This window comes from Stenotrophomonas sp. YJH_SMC_138 (assembly GCF_059369855.1).
In genome coordinates this window covers 388778-405299 of the sequence record NZ_JCAFTB010000002.1, presented here as the reverse complement: position 1 = coordinate 405299, position 16522 = coordinate 388778, and the positions used below count along the sequence as shown (strand labels likewise).

15 protein-coding genes are annotated in these 16522 nt (G+C 67.2%); all 15 read left to right on the top strand.

Annotated features, from left to right (window positions below; genetic code table 11):
• Positions 1 to 147 precede the first annotated feature (147 nt).
• A complete protein-coding gene (gene rpsB, locus AC5P7I_RS06985; protein ID WP_005408748.1) occupies positions 148 to 954 on the top strand; it encodes a 30S ribosomal protein S2 in 807 nt (268 codons plus the stop codon).
• A 125-nt stretch (positions 955 to 1079) separates the two neighbouring features.
• Complete coding sequence (gene tsf, locus AC5P7I_RS06980) at positions 1080 to 1955, top strand: translation elongation factor Ts (protein WP_032956847.1); 876 nt, start codon at positions 1080 to 1082, stop codon at positions 1953 to 1955.
• A gap of 258 nt (positions 1956 to 2213) precedes the next feature.
• Entirely contained in the window at positions 2214 to 3752 is a 1539-nt protein-coding gene (locus AC5P7I_RS06975; protein WP_032956845.1) for a sensor domain-containing diguanylate cyclase, read from the top strand.
• Positions 3753 to 3873: 121 nt separating this feature from the next.
• Positions 3874 to 4602 (top strand): UMP kinase, encoded by a 729-nt coding sequence (gene pyrH / locus AC5P7I_RS06970; protein WP_014646500.1) that lies wholly within the window; start codon positions 3874 to 3876, stop codon positions 4600 to 4602.
• Between the two features lie 96 nt (positions 4603 to 4698).
• Positions 4699 to 5253 carry a ribosome recycling factor gene (gene frr / locus AC5P7I_RS06965; protein ID WP_014646499.1) on the top strand — a complete coding sequence of 185 codons (555 nt, stop codon included), beginning with the start codon at positions 4699 to 4701 and terminating at the stop codon, positions 5251 to 5253.
• A gap of 5 nt (positions 5254 to 5258) precedes the next feature.
• Positions 5259 to 6026 carry a polyprenyl diphosphate synthase gene (gene uppS, locus AC5P7I_RS06960; RefSeq protein WP_032956844.1) on the top strand — a complete coding sequence of 256 codons (768 nt, stop codon included), beginning with the start codon at positions 5259 to 5261 and terminating at the stop codon, positions 6024 to 6026.
• Positions 6023 to 6859, top strand: a complete 837-nt coding sequence (locus AC5P7I_RS06955; protein WP_014646497.1) for a phosphatidate cytidylyltransferase — start codon at positions 6023 to 6025, stop codon at positions 6857 to 6859. Before uppS ends, AC5P7I_RS06955 begins: the two co-directional genes overlap by 4 nt.
• Before the next feature lie 2 nt (positions 6860 to 6861).
• Positions 6862 to 8052 (top strand): 1-deoxy-D-xylulose-5-phosphate reductoisomerase, encoded by a 1191-nt coding sequence (locus tag AC5P7I_RS06950; RefSeq protein ID WP_014646496.1) that lies wholly within the window; start codon positions 6862 to 6864, stop codon positions 8050 to 8052.
• A 55-nt stretch (positions 8053 to 8107) separates the two neighbouring features.
• Positions 8108 to 9466, top strand: a complete 1359-nt coding sequence (gene rseP, locus AC5P7I_RS06945; RefSeq protein ID WP_014646495.1) for an RIP metalloprotease RseP — start codon at positions 8108 to 8110, stop codon at positions 9464 to 9466.
• 74 nt (positions 9467 to 9540) lie between these two features.
• Positions 9541 to 11904, top strand: coding sequence for an outer membrane protein assembly factor BamA (bamA, locus tag AC5P7I_RS06940; protein ID WP_032956838.1), 2364 nt, complete (start codon positions 9541 to 9543; stop codon positions 11902 to 11904).
• A gap of 382 nt (positions 11905 to 12286) precedes the next feature.
• Positions 12287 to 13309, top strand: a complete 1023-nt coding sequence (lpxD, locus tag AC5P7I_RS06935) for a UDP-3-O-(3-hydroxymyristoyl)glucosamine N-acyltransferase (RefSeq protein WP_262088412.1) — start codon at positions 12287 to 12289, stop codon at positions 13307 to 13309.
• A complete protein-coding gene (fabZ, locus tag AC5P7I_RS06930; protein ID WP_005415845.1) occupies positions 13306 to 13764 on the top strand; it encodes a 3-hydroxyacyl-ACP dehydratase FabZ in 459 nt (152 codons plus the stop codon). The genes lpxD and fabZ overlap by 4 nt, the downstream gene beginning before the upstream one ends.
• 16 nt (positions 13765 to 13780) lie before the next feature.
• Entirely contained in the window at positions 13781 to 14572 is a 792-nt protein-coding gene (gene lpxA / locus AC5P7I_RS06925; protein ID WP_014646492.1) for an acyl-ACP--UDP-N-acetylglucosamine O-acyltransferase, read from the top strand.
• A gap of 53 nt (positions 14573 to 14625) precedes the next feature.
• Positions 14626 to 15828, top strand: coding sequence for a lipid-A-disaccharide synthase (gene lpxB / locus AC5P7I_RS06920; protein ID WP_134967132.1), 1203 nt, complete (start codon positions 14626 to 14628; stop codon positions 15826 to 15828).
• Positions 15825 to 16484: a ribonuclease HII gene (rnhB, locus tag AC5P7I_RS06915; RefSeq protein ID WP_014646490.1), complete on the top strand. Its 660-nt coding sequence runs from the start codon at positions 15825 to 15827 to the stop codon at positions 16482 to 16484. The genes lpxB and rnhB overlap by 4 nt, the downstream gene beginning before the upstream one ends.
• Positions 16485 to 16522: the final 38 nt, after the last annotated feature.

The following is a 16522-nucleotide window of genomic DNA, read 5'->3' as shown; positions in this document are numbered from 1 at the left end:
TGCCCCCATCCGTGCCGGGGTGCTCCGCAAGGAGTTCGGCCACGGAGGCAACAGGGAAGCCCAACCCCGGAACCGATCGCGCTTCCACGCGTCCCGCATACCTATCCCCGCGGGCGGAATCGCTGGTTCCATATCAGGAGTATTGCAATGCCCCAGGTCACCATGCGTCAGATGCTGGAAGCCGGCGTCCACTTCGGCCACCAGACCCGCTACTGGAACCCGAAGATGGCTCCGTACATCTTCGGCGCCCGCGGCAAGATCCACATCATCAACCTGGAAAAGACCGTCCCGCTGTTCAACGATGCGATGAACTTCATCTCGTCGGTTGCCCAGAAGCGCGGCACCGTCCTGTTCCTGGGCACCAAGCGCAGCGCCCGCGAAACCATCAAGGAAGAAGCCGAGCGTTGCGGCATGCCGTTCATGAACCAGCGTTGGCTGGGCGGCACCCTGACCAACTTCCGTACCGTCAAGCAGTCGGTTGCCCGCCTGAAGGAACTGGAAGCCGGTGAAACCGACGGCACCTTCGAGAAGCTGGTCAAGCACGAAGTGCTGGGCCTGCGTCGCGAGCGCGACAAGCTGGAAGCCTCGCTGGGCGGCATCAAGGACATGAACCGCCTGCCGGACGCCATCTTCGTGATCGACATCGGCCACGAAGACATCGCGATCAAGGAAGCCAAGAAGCTGGGCATCCCGGTCATCGCCGTGGTCGACACCAACTACAACCCGGAACTGGTTGATTACGCCATCCCGGGCAACGACGACGCCATCCGCGCTGTGCAGCTGTACGCCCGCGCCGCTGCCGACGCCGTGCTGGAAGGCAAGGCGGCTGCCCCGCACGCCGCTTCGGTGCGCGAGGAAGAATTCGCTGAAGCCGCTGCTGAAGGCGAAGAGAAGCCGGCCCGCCGCGCTCCGGCCAAGAAGGCTGCCAAGAAGGGCGACGACGCCCAGGCCTGATCCAGGCCCCGGGTGGACGCCCGGCGTCCACCCTCCCTGCACGCAGCCATCGGCGCGTGACAGGACCGTGTCACACGGGCCGGCCACCATGCCGGCCCAACCCCTTTCTTTCGTGAGGTAATCCCGTGGAAATCACTGCTTCCCTGGTCAAGGAACTGCGCGAGCGCACCGGCGCCGGCATGATGGAATGCAAGAAGGCGCTTACCGAAGCCAACGGCGACATCAACGCCGCTGCTGAAGCCATGCGCAAGTCCGGCGCCGCCAAGGCCGACAAGAAGGCTGACCGCGTGGCCGCCGAAGGCCGCCTGGGCCTGGCCCAGGACGGCGGCAAGGCCGTGCTGGTCGAAGTCAACTCGGAAACCGACTTCGTCGCCAACGATGACAACTTCAAGTCCTTCGTCAACGCCGTCGCCGCTGCTGCCCTGGCATCGGGCGCCAACGACGTCGAAGCCGTGAAGGCCGCCACGCTGGCCGACGGCCGTACCGTCGAGGAAGCCCGCGCCACCGCCGTGCAGACCCTGGGTGAGAACATCCAGATCCGCCGCATGGTCAAGGTCGACACCACCGGCAACATCGGCGCCTACGTCCACACCAACGGCAAGGTCGGCGTGCTGGTCGACCTGATCGGCGGCGACGTCGAGCTGGCCCGTGGCCTGGCCATGCACGTGGCCGCGCTGAAGCCGCCGCACAACAAGGCTGCGGACGTCCCGGCCGAGTTCGTCGAGAAGGAAAAGGAAATCGAGCTGGCCAAGATGACCGATAAGGACAAGGCCAAGCCGGCCGACATCCTGGAAAAGATCATCAGCGGCAAGATCAACAAGATCGTCAGCGACGTGACCCTGTACGGCCAGACCTACGTGCTGGGCGACACCACCGTCGAGCAGGTGGTCAAGGCCGCCGGCGCCGACGTGGCAGGCTTCAAGCTGCTGATCGTCGGCGAAGGCATCGAGAAGGTGGTGGAAGACTACGCCGCCGAAGTTGCCAAGGCGATGCAGGTCTGATTCCAGCCTTCCGGCTGTGAAGCGACCAGAAGGAGCCGCGGGAAACCGCGGCTCTTTTTTTATGCATGGGCCCAGGGATCAACCCATGGCCCACCGGTGGGTGCGCACCGTTGGTGCGCACAACCGGCACCTTTGCGTTGCGCGCGAATCAAGCCGATACTCGGCGCAGGGAATCCACAGTCATTTAGCAGGAACGAAAATCGCGGACTGTGATGCATTCCTAGGTATTCTTGTCCTAATGGAATTGAACGACCCGACATGCCTCCCGAGCTGACAGCTGCCCTGGCGCTCTGCCGCAACCTGCCTTCGCCACCCGGTATTGCCCTGCGCATCATCGAACTGGCCCAGGACCCGGAAGCGGACATCGCCACCGCTGCCGACATCATCGCCATCGACATGGCGCTGAGCGCTCGCATGCTGCGCATCGCCAATTCGCCGCTGTACGCCAGCCGCCGCCGGATCGAGAACCTCGGCCAGGCGCTGACCATGCTGGGCCTGAACGCCACGATCAGCCTCGCCCTCGGCTTCACTGTCACCCAGGGCCTGACCGGCGGCACCGGCGCCGACCACGACCTGCGCCAGCGCGCCTGGAAGCGCAGCATCCTCAGCGCCCTGGCTGCCAGCCAGCTGGGCCAGGCGCGAGGCCTGCGCCGGCTGGAAGAACTGATGCTGGCCGGCCTGCTGCAGGACCTGGGCGTACTGTGCCTGGCCCAGGCCGAGTCGGAGCGCTACCTGCCGCTGCTGCGCGAGGCACGCGACAACACCGACCTGGTCGCCCGCGAACGCGAGGAACTGGGCTGCAGCCATGCCGAGGTCGGCGCGTGGGTGGCCGAGCAATGGGGCCTGCCCCGCTACCTGGTGGAGAGCATCAGCCACAGCGAGGACGAGGACGTCGCCGAATCGCCGTTCCAGGCCTGCGTGCAGCTGTCCGGCGCGGTGGCCGACATCTGGCTGGACAGCGACGCCGACGCCGCGCGTGAGCGCGCCCTGCAGCAGGTGCACGACCGCCTGGAGCTGGACAGCGCGCGCTTCGACCAGGTCCTCGCCCGCATCAGTGAAGCCCTGCCCGACATCGCCAGCCTGTTTGATGCCGGCCTCAATTCACCGGCGCGGGTGCGCGAGCTGATCGATCACGCGCAGGAGCTGGCCACGCTGCGCAACCTGCGCGAACTGCAGGACGCCGACCAGGCACGACGCCGCGCCGACGAGTTCGAGGCGCGCGCCAAGCGCCTCGCCGACCAGGCCCATCGTGACGCGTTGACCGGCGTGCTCAACCGCCGCCAGCTGGAAGCGGTGCTGGAGCAGGAATTCCTGCGCGCCGGCCGCCAGGGCTGGCCGTTGTCGGTGGCCTTCATCGACCTGGACGACTTCAAGAAGATCAACGACGCCCACGGCCACCTGACCGGCGACGAGGTACTGCGCGCCTTCGCCGGCAAGCTGCAGGGCCAGCTGCGCAACAGTGACACCGTCGCCCGCTTCGGCGGCGAGGAATTCGTCGCGCTGCTGCCAAACACCAGCGAAAGCGTGGCCCTGGACGTGATCCGCCGGGTGCTGGCCAATATCGTCGCCACGCCGATGGCCGAGCTGGAGGGCGGGCCGCTGTTCGTCACCTTCTCCGCCGGCGTGGCCACCCAGGGTGGCTACGAGCGCTTCGCCGACGTGCAGGACCTGCTGCGCGCAGCCGACGACGTGCTGTACCGCTCCAAGAACCTGGGCCGCAACCGGGTGATCGCCCGCTCGCCAGGTGCCCTCGGCCACGACGAGCTGTCGGCCACCGCTGGCGCCGAGCTGGGCTGAACGGGAAGCCCCGTTTGACCGGGGCGAACGACCGGATTCTGCGCCGCAGTGCACAAAACACTTTGGCACGACGCCGCATGCGCGTAGAATCGCCCGCGATTTCCACGCACCCGAGGTCCTCATGTCCAAGCTCGCCTATCGCCGCATCCTTCTGAAACTGTCCGGGGAGGCGCTGATGGGAGACGAGGACTACGGCATCGACCCGAAGGTCATCAATCGCCTGGCCCGCGAGGTCATCGAAGCCCAGCAGGCCGGTGCCGAAGTAGCGCTGGTGATCGGCGGCGGCAACATCTTCCGCGGCGCCGGCCTGGCCGCCGGCGGCATGGACCGGGTCACCGGCGACCAGATGGGCATGCTGGCCACGGTCATCAACGCCCTGGCCATGCAGGATGCCCTCGAGAAGCTGGGCGCCAAGGCCCGCGTGATGAGCGCGATCAAGATCAACGACGTGTGCGAGGACTACATCCGCCGCCGCGCCATCCGCCACCTGGAAAAGGGCCGCCTGGTGATCTTCGCCGCCGGCGTCGGCAGCCCGTTCTTCACCACCGATTCCGGCGCCGCCCTGCGCGCGATCGAGATCGGCGCCGACCTGCTGCTGAAGGCCACCAAGGTCGATGGCGTGTACGACAAGGACCCGAACAAGCACAGCGATGCGGTCCGCTTCGACAGCCTGAGCTACGACGAAGTGATCCGCCGCGGCCTGGAAGTGATGGACACGGCGGCCTTCGCATTGGCCCGCGACAGCGACCTGCCGATGCGCGTGTTCGACATGGGCCAGCCGGGCGAGCTGCTGAAGATCCTCAACGGCGCGAACATCGGCACCCTGGTCCAGGGCCGCGACCCGGCCTGAGCCTGAGCGCGAAGCGGCGATCGGGCCGATTCAGGCCCGGCAGCGTCCCGTATTCGCCTATAATCGCCCGATTCCAGATACATCCAGGACCGGGCGATGCTCAACGACATCAAGAACAACGCGCAGACGCGCATGGCCAAGAGCATCGACGCTCTGAAGCACACCCTCACCTCCATCCGGACCGGGCGTGCCACGCCTGCCCTGCTGGACCGCGTGACGGTCAGTGCCTATGGCAACGCCAGCACCCCGCTGAACCAGGTTGCCTCGATCTCCAACGCCGACGCGCACTCGCTGTTGGTCACGCCGTTCGACAAGGGCATGATCAAGGAGATCGAAAAGGGTCTCTACAACGCCGAGTTCACCCCGAACACCCTCGGCACCGCGATCCGCATCAACATGCCGCCGCCGACCGAAGAGCGCCGCAAGGAGCTGGCCAAGCAGGTGCAGAAGGAAGGTGAAGGCGCCAAGATCGCGATCCGCAACATCCGTCAGGACGCGAACAAGGAAATCGCCAAGCTGGTCAAGGACAAGGCGATCAGCGAAGACGAGAAGAAGCGCGGCGAAGACGACATCCAGAAGCTGACCGACGCCAACATCAAGGACGTCGACAAGGTCGTTGCCGACAAGGAAAAAGAACTGCTGTCGGTCTGAAGTCGATGCCTTCAGCCCCGCCTCCGTTACCGGCCGCCCTGCCCCGCCACATTGCCATCATCATGGATGGCAATGGGCGCTGGGCACAGCAGCGCCGTCGCCCCCGCGTGATCGGCCACCGTGCCGGCGCGCGCGCGGTCAACCGCACCATCGAGCGCTGCCTTGAACTGGGCATTCCGGCGCTGACCCTGTTCGCCTTCTCCAGCGAGAACTGGGGCCGGCCGCAGGAGGAAGTGGATGCATTGATGAAGCTGTTCCTCGGCGCGCTCGACCGCGAGGTGGACGAGCTGCACCGGCGCGGCGTGCGCGTACGCTTCATCGGCGAACGCGAGCGCTTCGGTGCCGGGCTGGTCAGCCGCATGCAGCTGGCCGAACAGCGCACCGCCGACAACACCACCCTGACCCTGTCGATCGCGGCCAGCTATGGCGGCCGCCAGGACATCGCCCGCGCCGCGCGCGCCCTGGCCGTCGAAGTGGCGGCCGGTCGCCTGTTGCCCGAGCAGATCGACGAATCGCTGCTGGGCAGCCAGGTCGCCCTTGCCGACCTGCCGCCGCCGGACCTGTTCATCCGCACCGGCGGCGACACCCGCATCAGCAACTTCCTGCTGTGGCAGCTGGCCTACACCGAGCTGTGGTTCACCGAGGCCCTGTGGCCGGACTTCGATGCCGGGCAGCTGCAGCAGGCGCTGGACGCCTATGCCGGCCGCGAGCGTCGTTTCGGCCTGACCAGCGCCCAGATTGCCGCACTGGCCACCGAGACTTCCAGCCCATGACCAAGACCCGAGTCCTCGCCGCGCTGATCATGGCGCCGGTTGCCATTGCGGCGATCCTGCTGCTGCCCACGCAATGGCTGGCCGCCGCCGCCGCTGCGGTGCTGCTGATCGGCCTGTGGGAATGGCTGAAGCTGGCCGGTATCGAAGACACCCTGGCACGCACCGTACTTCTGGTGCTGAACCTGCTGCTGATGGTGCTGCTGGTCTGGGCCGATGGCAGTACGCTGGTGCTGTTCCAGATAACCACGCTGGCCGGCGTTGCCTGGTGGCTGGCCGCGCTGGTCTGGCTGCGCTTCTTCAATTTCGGTGCACAGCCGTCGGCGCCCTCGCGCATCCTGAAGATGCTGGCCGGCACGCTTGCCATCGTGCCCGCCTGGGCCGCGCTGGTGCTGATCCATGCCGGTGGCGATCCGCCGGGCAAGCAGGGCCACCTGTGGCTGCTGGCTGCGCTGGCACTGGTGTGGGCGGCCGACTCGGGCGCCTACTTCGCCGGCCGCCATTTCGGCAAGCACAAGCTGGCCCCGCGGATCAGCCCCAACAAGACCTGGGAAGGCCTGTTCGGCGGCCTGTTGGCCGGTGTCGCCGTGGCCGTCGGCCTGGGCTGGCTGGCCGGGATCGATACCGCACACCTGCCGGGCCTGCTGATCACCGCGGTCGTGGCCGTGTTCGCCTCGGTGCTGGGTGACCTGTTCGAGAGCCTCATCAAGCGCCACGCGGGCGCCAAGGATTCGGGCCACCTGATCCCGGGCCATGGCGGCGTGCTCGACCGGGTCGACGGCGTCCTCGCCGCCGTCCCGGTGTTCGCGCTGGGCAAGGAAATCTTCGGGTTCTGACCATGAATGCTGCTGCAGACCTGCGCCGGGTCGCCGTATTCGGCGCCACCGGCTCGATCGGTGCCTCCACGCTGGACGTGATCGCCCGCCACCCGCAGCGCTACCAGGCGACCGTGCTCGCCGCCGGACGCCAGGTGCAGGGGCTGCTGGCGTTGTGCCGCCAGCACAAGCCCGCGCACGCGGTGATCGCCGACGAATCGCTGTTCGCCGAACTGCGTGACGGCCTGCGCGACGCCGGACTGGCCACCGAAGCCCATGCCGGCCATGCCGCGTTGGACCAGCTGGCCGCCAGCGACGCCTGCGATACCGTGGTCGCGGCCATCGTCGGCGCTGCCGGCCTGTCCTCGACCCTGGCCGCGGCCGCCGCCGGCAAGCGCATCCTGCTGGCCAACAAGGAATCGCTGGTGCTGGCCGGCGAACTGCTGACCCGTACCGCCGAACGTGCCGGCGCCGAAATCATCCCGATCGACAGCGAACACAGCGCCATCTTCCAGTGCCTGCGCTCGCGCGACGCCAGCGTCGACGGCGCCGGCGTGCGCCGGATCCTGCTGACCGCCTCCGGCGGCCCGTTCCGTGGCCGCAGCTGCGCCGAACTGGCCCAGGTCACCCCGGCCCAGGCCGTTGCCCACCCGAAGTGGTCGATGGGACCGAAGATCTCGGTCGATTCGGCGACGTTGATGAACAAGGGCCTGGAAGTCATCGAGGCCCACCACCTGTTCGGCGTGCCCGGTGAGCGCATCGAAGTGCTGGTGCACCCGCAGAGCCTGGTCCATTCGCTGGTCGAGTTCGTCGACGGCTCGACCCTGGCGCAGATGGGCCTGCCGGACATGCGCACCACCCTCGCGGTTGGCCTGGGCTGGCCACAGCGCATCGAATCGGGCGTGGCCGGGCTGGACCTGCTGGCCCAGGGCCGGCTGGATTTCGAGGCCCCGGACACCGACGCCTTCCCCTGCCTGGCGCTGGCCTGGCAGGCCATGCAGGCCGGCGGCACCGCACCGGCGGTGCTGAATGCTGCCAACGAGGAGGCGGTTTCAGCGTTTCTTCAGGGCCGGATCGGTTTCCTGACGATCCCGGCGCTGGTTGCTAACGCTCTTTCAACACTGCCGACGCAAGCAGCCGATACACTGGAGGTCCTGTTGTCCGCCGACCAGCGGGCACGCCAGCTCACCCTGAACGCCATCGACGCCGCCTGAACGACCGCCTCGCCCAGCATGACGCCGCCGCCCCTGCCCGCCACTGTGAGCCTGCATGACTGACTTCATCGGATCGGTCTGGTGGATGATTGTCAGCCTCGGGCTGCTGGTCACCTTCCACGAGTTCGGGCATTACTGGGTCGGACGCCTGTGCGGGGTCAAGATCCTGCGTTTCTCGGTCGGCTTCGGCCGGCCGCTGTGGTCGCGCCGCGACCGGCATGGTACCGAGTTCGCCATCGCCGCCATTCCGCTGGGTGGCTACGTGAAGTTCCTCGACGAACGCGAGGTCGAAGTCCACCCGCACGAGCGCGGCCAGGCCTTCAACCACAAGACGGTCTGGCAGCGCATCGCGATCGTTGCCGCCGGCCCGATCGCCAACCTGCTGCTGTGCATCCTCCTGCTGTGGGCGATGTTCGTGATCGGCAAGCAGGACTACTCGCCCACCGTCGGCCGCGTCAGCGGCATCGCCGCCAGTGCCGGCCTGGCCAGCGGCGACCGCGTGCTGCGCGTGGACGACCGCCAGGTGGTCACCCTCGGCGAGGCCAGCATGGCACTGACCGCGGCCGCGATGGACCGCCGCGACGTGAAGCTGGAAGTGCTGGATACGGCCGACCAGGTGCGCACGCGCACCCTGCCGCTGTCGCAGCTGCCGGCGGGTTTCGATGAGCGGCGGGTGCCGATCCTGGCTGGCATGTACTGGCAGTCGTGGCTGCAGCCCGCGCTGGTCGAGTCGCTCACCGCGGACTCCGTGGTGGCCGGGCAACTGCAGCCGGGCGACCTGATCGTGGCCATTGACGGCCAGCGCATCGACGGCGCCGACCAGGTGATCGGCGAGATCCAGGCCCTGGGCCGTGCCGGTGGCCCGGGCATGATCGAGGTCCTGCGTGGCGGCGAGCGCCTGGCGCTGGAAGTGACGCCACGCAAGGGCCAGGACGCCAAGGGCGGCCCCACGTGGCAGATCGGCGTTCAGTTCCCGACCAAGTTCAGCCCCCCCTACGACACCCTCCTGCGCTACGGTCCCCTGGACTCGGTCACCGTCGCGGTACGCGAAACCGGCCGCCTGGCGGCCGACTCGCTGGGCATGATGGGCCGCATCGTCACCGGCAAGGCCTCGCTTCAGAACGTTTCCGGGCCGGTCACCATCGCCCGCGTGGCCAATGTCTCGGCCAAGCGCGGCCTCGACTGGTTCCTGCAGTTCCTTGCCCTGCTGTCCCTCAGCCTGTGCATCATCAACCTGCTGCCGATCCCGATCTTGGACGGCGGCCACCTGCTGTATTACCTTATCGAGTTGGTCAAGGGCAGCCCGCTGAGCGAGCGTGCCATCGCCGCCGGCCAATACATCGGCCTGGCGTTGCTGGCCGGGCTGATGGGGTTGGCGTTCTACAACGACATCCTCGGCCTGGTCCCGCGATGAACTTTTCCATGTTGTTGCCGTCTACAGCGTCGGCATCCCGCACCAATGAAATCGACCTTCCTACCGGACGTGACATGACGCGACTCCCCAATCGCCGCCTGCTGGCCCTCGCCCTCGCCGCCGTCACCGGCGCTCCCGCCCTGGCCCAGGCAGCCGAGCCCTTCACTGTCAGCGACATCCGCGTCGATGGCCTGCAGCGCATCAGCTCGGGCACGGTATTCACCTACCTGCCGGTGGAACGTGGCGAGACGGTCACCGACAACAAGGTCGGCGAGACGATCCGCGCCCTGTACAAGACCGGCTTCTTCGAAGACGTGCAGCTGGACCGCCAGGGCACGATCCTGGTGGTGACCGTCAAGGAACGTCCGGCGATCAACAAGCTGACCGTGACCGGCAACAAGGACATCAAGTCCGACCAGCTGCTCAAGGGCCTGTCCGACATCGGCCTGACCGAGGGCGGCACCTTCGATCGCCTGAGCCTGGACCGCGTGACCCAGGAACTGCGCCGCCAGTACAACGACCGTGGCAAATACAACGTCGACATCACCCCGACGGTGAGCCCGCTGGACCGCAACCGCGTGGACATCGCCATCGCCATCAAGGAAGGCAAGGCGGCCAAGATCCGCCACGTCAACCTGGTCGGCACCGAAAAGTTCGAGAGCAAGGACATCCTGGAGACCTGGGAGTCCAAGGAGCACAACTGGGCGTCGTGGTACCGCCGTGACGACCAGTACTCCAAGGAAAAGCTGTCCGGTGACCTGGAAAAGCTCAACTCCTGGTACCTGGACCGCGGCTACGTCGATTTCAGCATCGATTCCACCCAGGTCTCGATCAGCCCCGACAAGCGCGACATGTTCCTGACCGCGGGCGTGACCGAGGGTGCGCAGTACAAGATCTCCGAGATCAAGGTCAGCGGCGACACCATCCTCCCGCAGGAGGACGTCGAGCGCATGGTGATCCAGAAGTCCGGCGACACGTTCTCGCGTGCCCTGCTGGAATTCAGCTCGGACACCATCACCAATTCGCTGTCCAACATCGGCTACGCGTTCGCCAAGGTGAACCCGATCCCGACCACCAACCGCGCCGAGCAGACCGTCGCCATCAACATGCAGGTCGTGCCCGGCCCGCGCGTGTCGGTGCGCCGCATCCTGTTCCGTGGCAATACCCGCACCTCCGATGAGGTGATGCGCCGCGAAATGCGCCAGTTCGAGAACAGCTGGTACTCGCAGGCCGCGATCGACCGCTCCAAGATCCGCCTGCAGCGCCTGGGCTACTTCGAATCGGTGGAAGTGGAGACCCCGGCCGTCAGCGGCAGCAACGACCAGGTCGACGTCGTCTACAACGTCAAGGAAACCACCTCGGGCAGCTTCGTGTTCGGCCTGGGCTACTCGCAGTCCTACGGCATGACCACCTCGGTGCAGCTGTCGCAGAACAACTTCCTTGGCGGCGGCAACCGCGTGTCGGTCGAAGCCTCGCGCAGCAGCTACCTGCAGCGCTACGGCTTCAGCTACACCAACCCGTACTTCACCGATGACGGCGTGTCGCTGGGCTATAACCTGTCCTGGCGCGAACTGGACTACTCCGACTTCAATACCGCGCAGTACAACAGCACCAATGGTTCGGCGCAGGTGGTGTTCGGCGTGCCGCTGACCGAGACCGATACCGTCTCGCTGATGTTCGGCATCGACAGCAACCAGATCACCACCTACCAGGGCTCGACCCCGCAGTCGATCATCGACTACATCAACGCGGTCGGTAAGCGCACCTTCCACGCCTGGCGCACCGAGCTGGGCTGGGCGCGCGACTCGCGCAACGACTACTTCATGCCGACGCGCGGCACCTACCAGCGCATCGGCCTGGAAACCACGCTGCCGGGTTCGACCATCGAGTACTACAAGCTGAACTACCAGATCAGCAAGTACTGGCCGATCATGCCGTCGCTGGTGATCAACACCCGCGCGGAAATCGGCTACGGCGATGCCTACGGCAACGACTACACCCGTACGCTGACCAATCCGGATGGCACCACCCGCACCGTCACCGCCAGCGGCCTGCCGTTCTTCGAGAACTTCTACGCCGGTGGCACCAACTCGGTGCGCGGCTTCGAGGACAACACCCTCGGCCCGCGCGAAGTCACCACCGGTTATCCGGAAGGCCAGCCGCTGGGTGGTTCGCTGAAGACCGTCGGTTCGGTCGAAGCCTACTTCCCGCGCCTGTTCGACAGCCCGTCGGCACGCGTGTCGGCCTTCGTCGACTTCGGCAACGTCTACAACGGCACCCAGAACTTCAAGGCCAACGAGCTGCGCGTGTCCACCGGCGTGGCCCTGCTGTGGCGCGCCCCGGTCGGCCCGATCTCGATCAGCTACGCCTTCCCGCTGAAGAAGGAAGACGATGACAAGATCGAGCGTCTGCAATTCACGTTCGGTGGCCAGTTCTGAGGAACGTTGTTCCTCAGAACTGATCCACCTCCGGTGAATTGCCCGCGCATTTCACCTATCCCCCGCGCCGCTGGCGCGCCCCCCTTAACAAAGGGGGGCTCTCCACCAGACGGGGTGCGAAGCGCCGGGCATTGCCCGGCGTTTTCGTTTTGCAGATGACGCTGCACGGCACGGGCTTTTGGCCGCGCTCGCGGGAAATTGTCCAGAGGCGGCGGGTGGCCCTGGACAGGACCGTTGGCGCCATGGATGGCGCCATCGAGCACCATGGAGGGGGTTTTGCGTGTCCTGGCCAGGGCCACCCGCCGCCTCCCGCCCGTACCAGGCAGGCGCCAAGCCCTGCCCCCCGCATGACCGAAATGGCGTCACACGTTAAACTCCCGCCGTGAATACTCCCACCTACACCGCCCAGCAACTCGCCGAGCAGTTCGGCCTGCAGGTCCATGGCGACCCCGCCACCGCCATCCATGGCGTGGCCACCCTCGCCCATGCCGGCCCTGGCCAGCTGACCTTCCTTGCCAACCCGCGCTACCGCGCCCAGCTGGCCGACAGCCAGGCCTCGCTGGTGATCCTGCGTGCCGACGACGCCGAGGCCGCCCCGGGCACTGCGCTCGTCGCCAAGGACCCGTACACCGCGTTCGCCAAGATCGCCGCGCTGTTCGACATCGCGCCGACCCGCCCGCCGGGCATCCACCCCAGCGCCGTCATCGACCCCAGCGCCCAGGTGGCCGCCAGCGCCCATATCGGCCCGTTCGTTTCGGTCGGTGCGCGCAGCGTGGTCGGCGAGAACTGCATCATCGGCACCGGCAGCGTGATCGGCGAGGACTGCAGCCTGGATGCCGGCTGTGAACTGATCGCCCGCGTGACCCTGGTCACCCGGGTCACGCTGGGCAAGCGCGTGCGCGTGCATCCCGGTGCCGTGCTCGGCGCCGACGGTTTCGGCCTGGCGATGGACGCTGGCAAGTGGATCAAGGTGCCGCAGCTCGGCGGCGTCCGCATCGGCGACGATTGCGAGATCGGCGCCAATACCTGCGTCGACCGCGGCGCGCTGGAAGACACCGTGCTGGACGAGGATGTGCGCCTGGACAACCTGGTGCAGATCGCCCACAACGTGCAGATCGGCGCGCATTCGGCCATCGCCGGCTGCACCGGCATCGCCGGCAGCGCCAAGATCGGCCGCTACTGCCTGCTTGGCGGCCACGTTGGCGTGGTCGGCCACCTCGAAATCTGTGACAAGGTCGTGATCACCGGCAAGTCGGTGGTCCGCAACTCCATCCATGAGCCAGGCGAGTACTCGTCCGGCACCCCGTTGACCGACAACCGCACGTGGCGCAAGAACGCCGCGCGCTTCAAGCAGCTGGACGCATTGGCTCGCCGCGTCCTGGCTGCTGGCAAGGAGAAAGAATGAACGATTCGCTGCAGCTTCCGATCGATGTCTGCCAGATCCAGGAACTGCTTCCGCACCGCTACCCGTTCCTGCTGGTGGACCGGGTGCTTGAACTCGACGTCGAGGCCAAGCGCATCCTGGCGCAGAAGAACGTCAGCATCAACGAGCCGTTCTTCCAGGGCCACTTCCCGGGCCGCCCGATCATGCCCGGCGTGCTGATCATCGAAGCGCTGGCGCAGGCCGGCGGCGTCATGACCCAGCTCACGCTCGGCCGCGATGCGCAGTCCAAGCTGTTCTACATGGTCAAGGTGGAAAACGCCCGCTTCAACAAGCAGGTCGTGCCCGGCGACGTGCTGATGCTGGACGTGCAGATGAAGCGCCTGATCCGCAACATGGGCTGGTACTACGGCGAAGCCAAGGTCAACGGCGAAGTCGTCGCGTCGGCCGAGGTCATGTGCGCCGGCGCCAAGGGCTGATCCACTGGAGGCAGCAATGACTGACAACGCACCGCGGATCCACCCCACCGCCGTCATCGATCCGGCCGCGCGCCTGGCCGACGATGTGCAGGTGGGCGCCTTCACCCTGATCGGCCCCGATGTTGAAATCGGCGCCGGCACGGTGGTGGGCCCCCATTGCAGCATCCACGGCCCGACCCGGATCGGCCGCGACAACCGCTTCGTCGGCCACGCCGCGATCGGTGGCGAGCCGCAGGACAAGAAGTTCGCCGGTGAGCGCACCGAACTGGTGATCGGCGACCGTAACGTGTTCCGCGAGTTCGTCACGCTCAACCGTGGCACCGGCGGCGGCGGCGGCATCACCACCATCGGCAACGACAACTGGATGCTGGCCTACACGCACGTGGCGCACGACTGCCATGTCGGCAATTTCTGCGTGTTCTCCAACAACACCACCCTGGCCGGCCACGTGACCGTGGGCGACTACGTGATCATCAGCGGCTTCGCCGGTGCCCACCAGTTCTGCCGCATCGGTGCGCATGCCTTCCTCGGCATGGGCGCGCTGACCAATGGCGATGTACCGCCGTTCACCATGGTCGGTACCGATTCGCTGGGCCGCCCGCGCGGCATCAACAGCGAAGGCCTGAAGCGCCGCGGCTTCGACGCCGACCGCATCTCGGCCATCAAGCGTGCCTACCGCACGCTGTACGTGGCCGGCCTGCCGTTGGCCGAAGCCAAGCAGCAGCTGACCGAACAGGCGCGTGACAGCAATGACGTGAAGGCCATGCTGGACTTCATCGAGCACGCCGAGAGGCCCTTGCTGCGATGAGCAGCACGACCGGCCAGGCGGCGGCCGGCGCCGCGGTGATTCCGTTGGCCTCGATGGCCGGCAGCGTTCCCGCACAGCGGGTGCTCAGCGAGCGCCCGTTGCGGATCGCGCTGGTTGCCGGCGAAGCGTCCGGCGACCTGCTCGGTGCGGGCCTGGTGCGTGAACTGAAGGCGCGCTTCCCGAATGCCGAGTTCGCCGGCATTGGCGGCGATGCCATGCGCAGCGCCGGCTGCCAGACCTGGCACGATGCCAGCGAGCTGGCGGTGATGGGCCTGACCGAAGTGCTGCGCCACCTGCCGCGGCTGCTCAAGCTGCGCTCGGCGTTCCGCCAGCGCGCCCTGGAATGGCAGCCGGACGTGTTCATCGGCATCGACGCACCCGACTTCAACCTGGGCATCGAGCGCTGGCTGAAGCAACGCGGCGTGCGCACCGTGCATTACGTCAGTCCCTCGGTCTGGGCCTGGCGCGAGAAGCGCGCCGAGAAGATCGGCAGCAGCGCGGACCTGGTGCTGTGCCTGTTCCCGATGGAACCGCCGATCTATGCAAGGCACGGCATCGACGCACGCTTCGTCGGCCACCCGATGGCCGATGACATTCCGCTGCAGGGCAACCGCGAGGAAGCCCGTGCCGCGCTCGGGCTGCCGACCTCGGCCAAGGTGCTGGCGGTGTTGCCGGGCAGCCGCCTGGGCGAGATCTCGCGCCTGGGCGAACCCTTCTTCGAAGCCGCCTGGCAGGTCTCTGAACGCATTCCGGGCCTGCATGTGGTGGTGCCTGCCGCCAACCCGGCCTGCCGGCAGCTGATCGAAGAACAGCTGTCGCGCTCGGCATTGCCGGTGGCCTACTCGCACGTGCTGGATGGCCAGGCGCGCAACGCGATGATCGCCGCCGACGTGGTGGTGCTGGCCTCCGGCACCGCGACCCTGGAAGCCATGCTGGTGAAGCGGCCGATGGTCGTCGGTTACCGCGTCAACGAACTGACCTATCGCCTGGTCAAGGCGCTGGGCCTGATCAAGGTCGACCGCTTCGCCCTGCCCAACATCCTGGCCGGCCAGGACCTGGCGCCGGAGCTGATGCAGCACGACTGCACGCCGGACAGGCTGGCCGCGGCCATCCAGCAATGGTTCGACCACCCGCAGCGGGTGATCGACCTGCAGGACACGTACGTGCGACTGCACGAGCGCCTGCGCCGCAATGCTTCGGCGCGTGCCGCCGATGCCGTCGGCGAACTGCTGATGCGCGACCAGGCGCAGGCATGAGCCGCCGTCACGCCGCAGCGGCCAGCCTGGCCCTGTTCGACGGCGCGACGGTGGTCGAGCCGGAACGCCTGGTCGCTGGCGTCGACGAGGCCGGACGTGGCCCGCTGGCCGGGCCGGTGGCGGTGGCGGCGGTGGTATTCGATCCGTCACGGCCACGCATCAACGGCCTGGACGATTCCAAGCAGTTGACGGCGGCCCGCCGCGAACAGCTGCATGACCGCATCATCGAGCGTGCCCTGGCCTGGCACGTGGTGCTGGTGGACGTGGACACCATCGACCGCCTGAACATCTACCAGGCCACCCTGCAGGGCATGCGTGACGTCGTTGCAGCGGTTGCCCATGTGGCCGGCTTCGCCCGCATCGATGGCAACGTGGTGCCCAAGGGCCTGGTGCTGCCGGCGCAGGCGCTGGTCGGCGGCGATGGCATCGACCGCGCGATCATGGCCGCCTCGATCCTGGCCAAGGTCTCGCGCGACCGTTACATGCAGGACGTGCATACCCGCCACCCGCAGTACGGCTTCGAACAGCACAAGGGCTATGGCACCCCGGCCCACCTGGCCGCCCTGCGCGAGCACGGCCCCTGCATGGAACACCGGCGCAGCTTCGCCCCGGTGCGTGAGTGCCTGGGCCTGACGCAGGCGGCGGCCATCGCCTGAGCCTGCTGGAGTTGTAGAGCCGAGCCCATGCTCGGCTG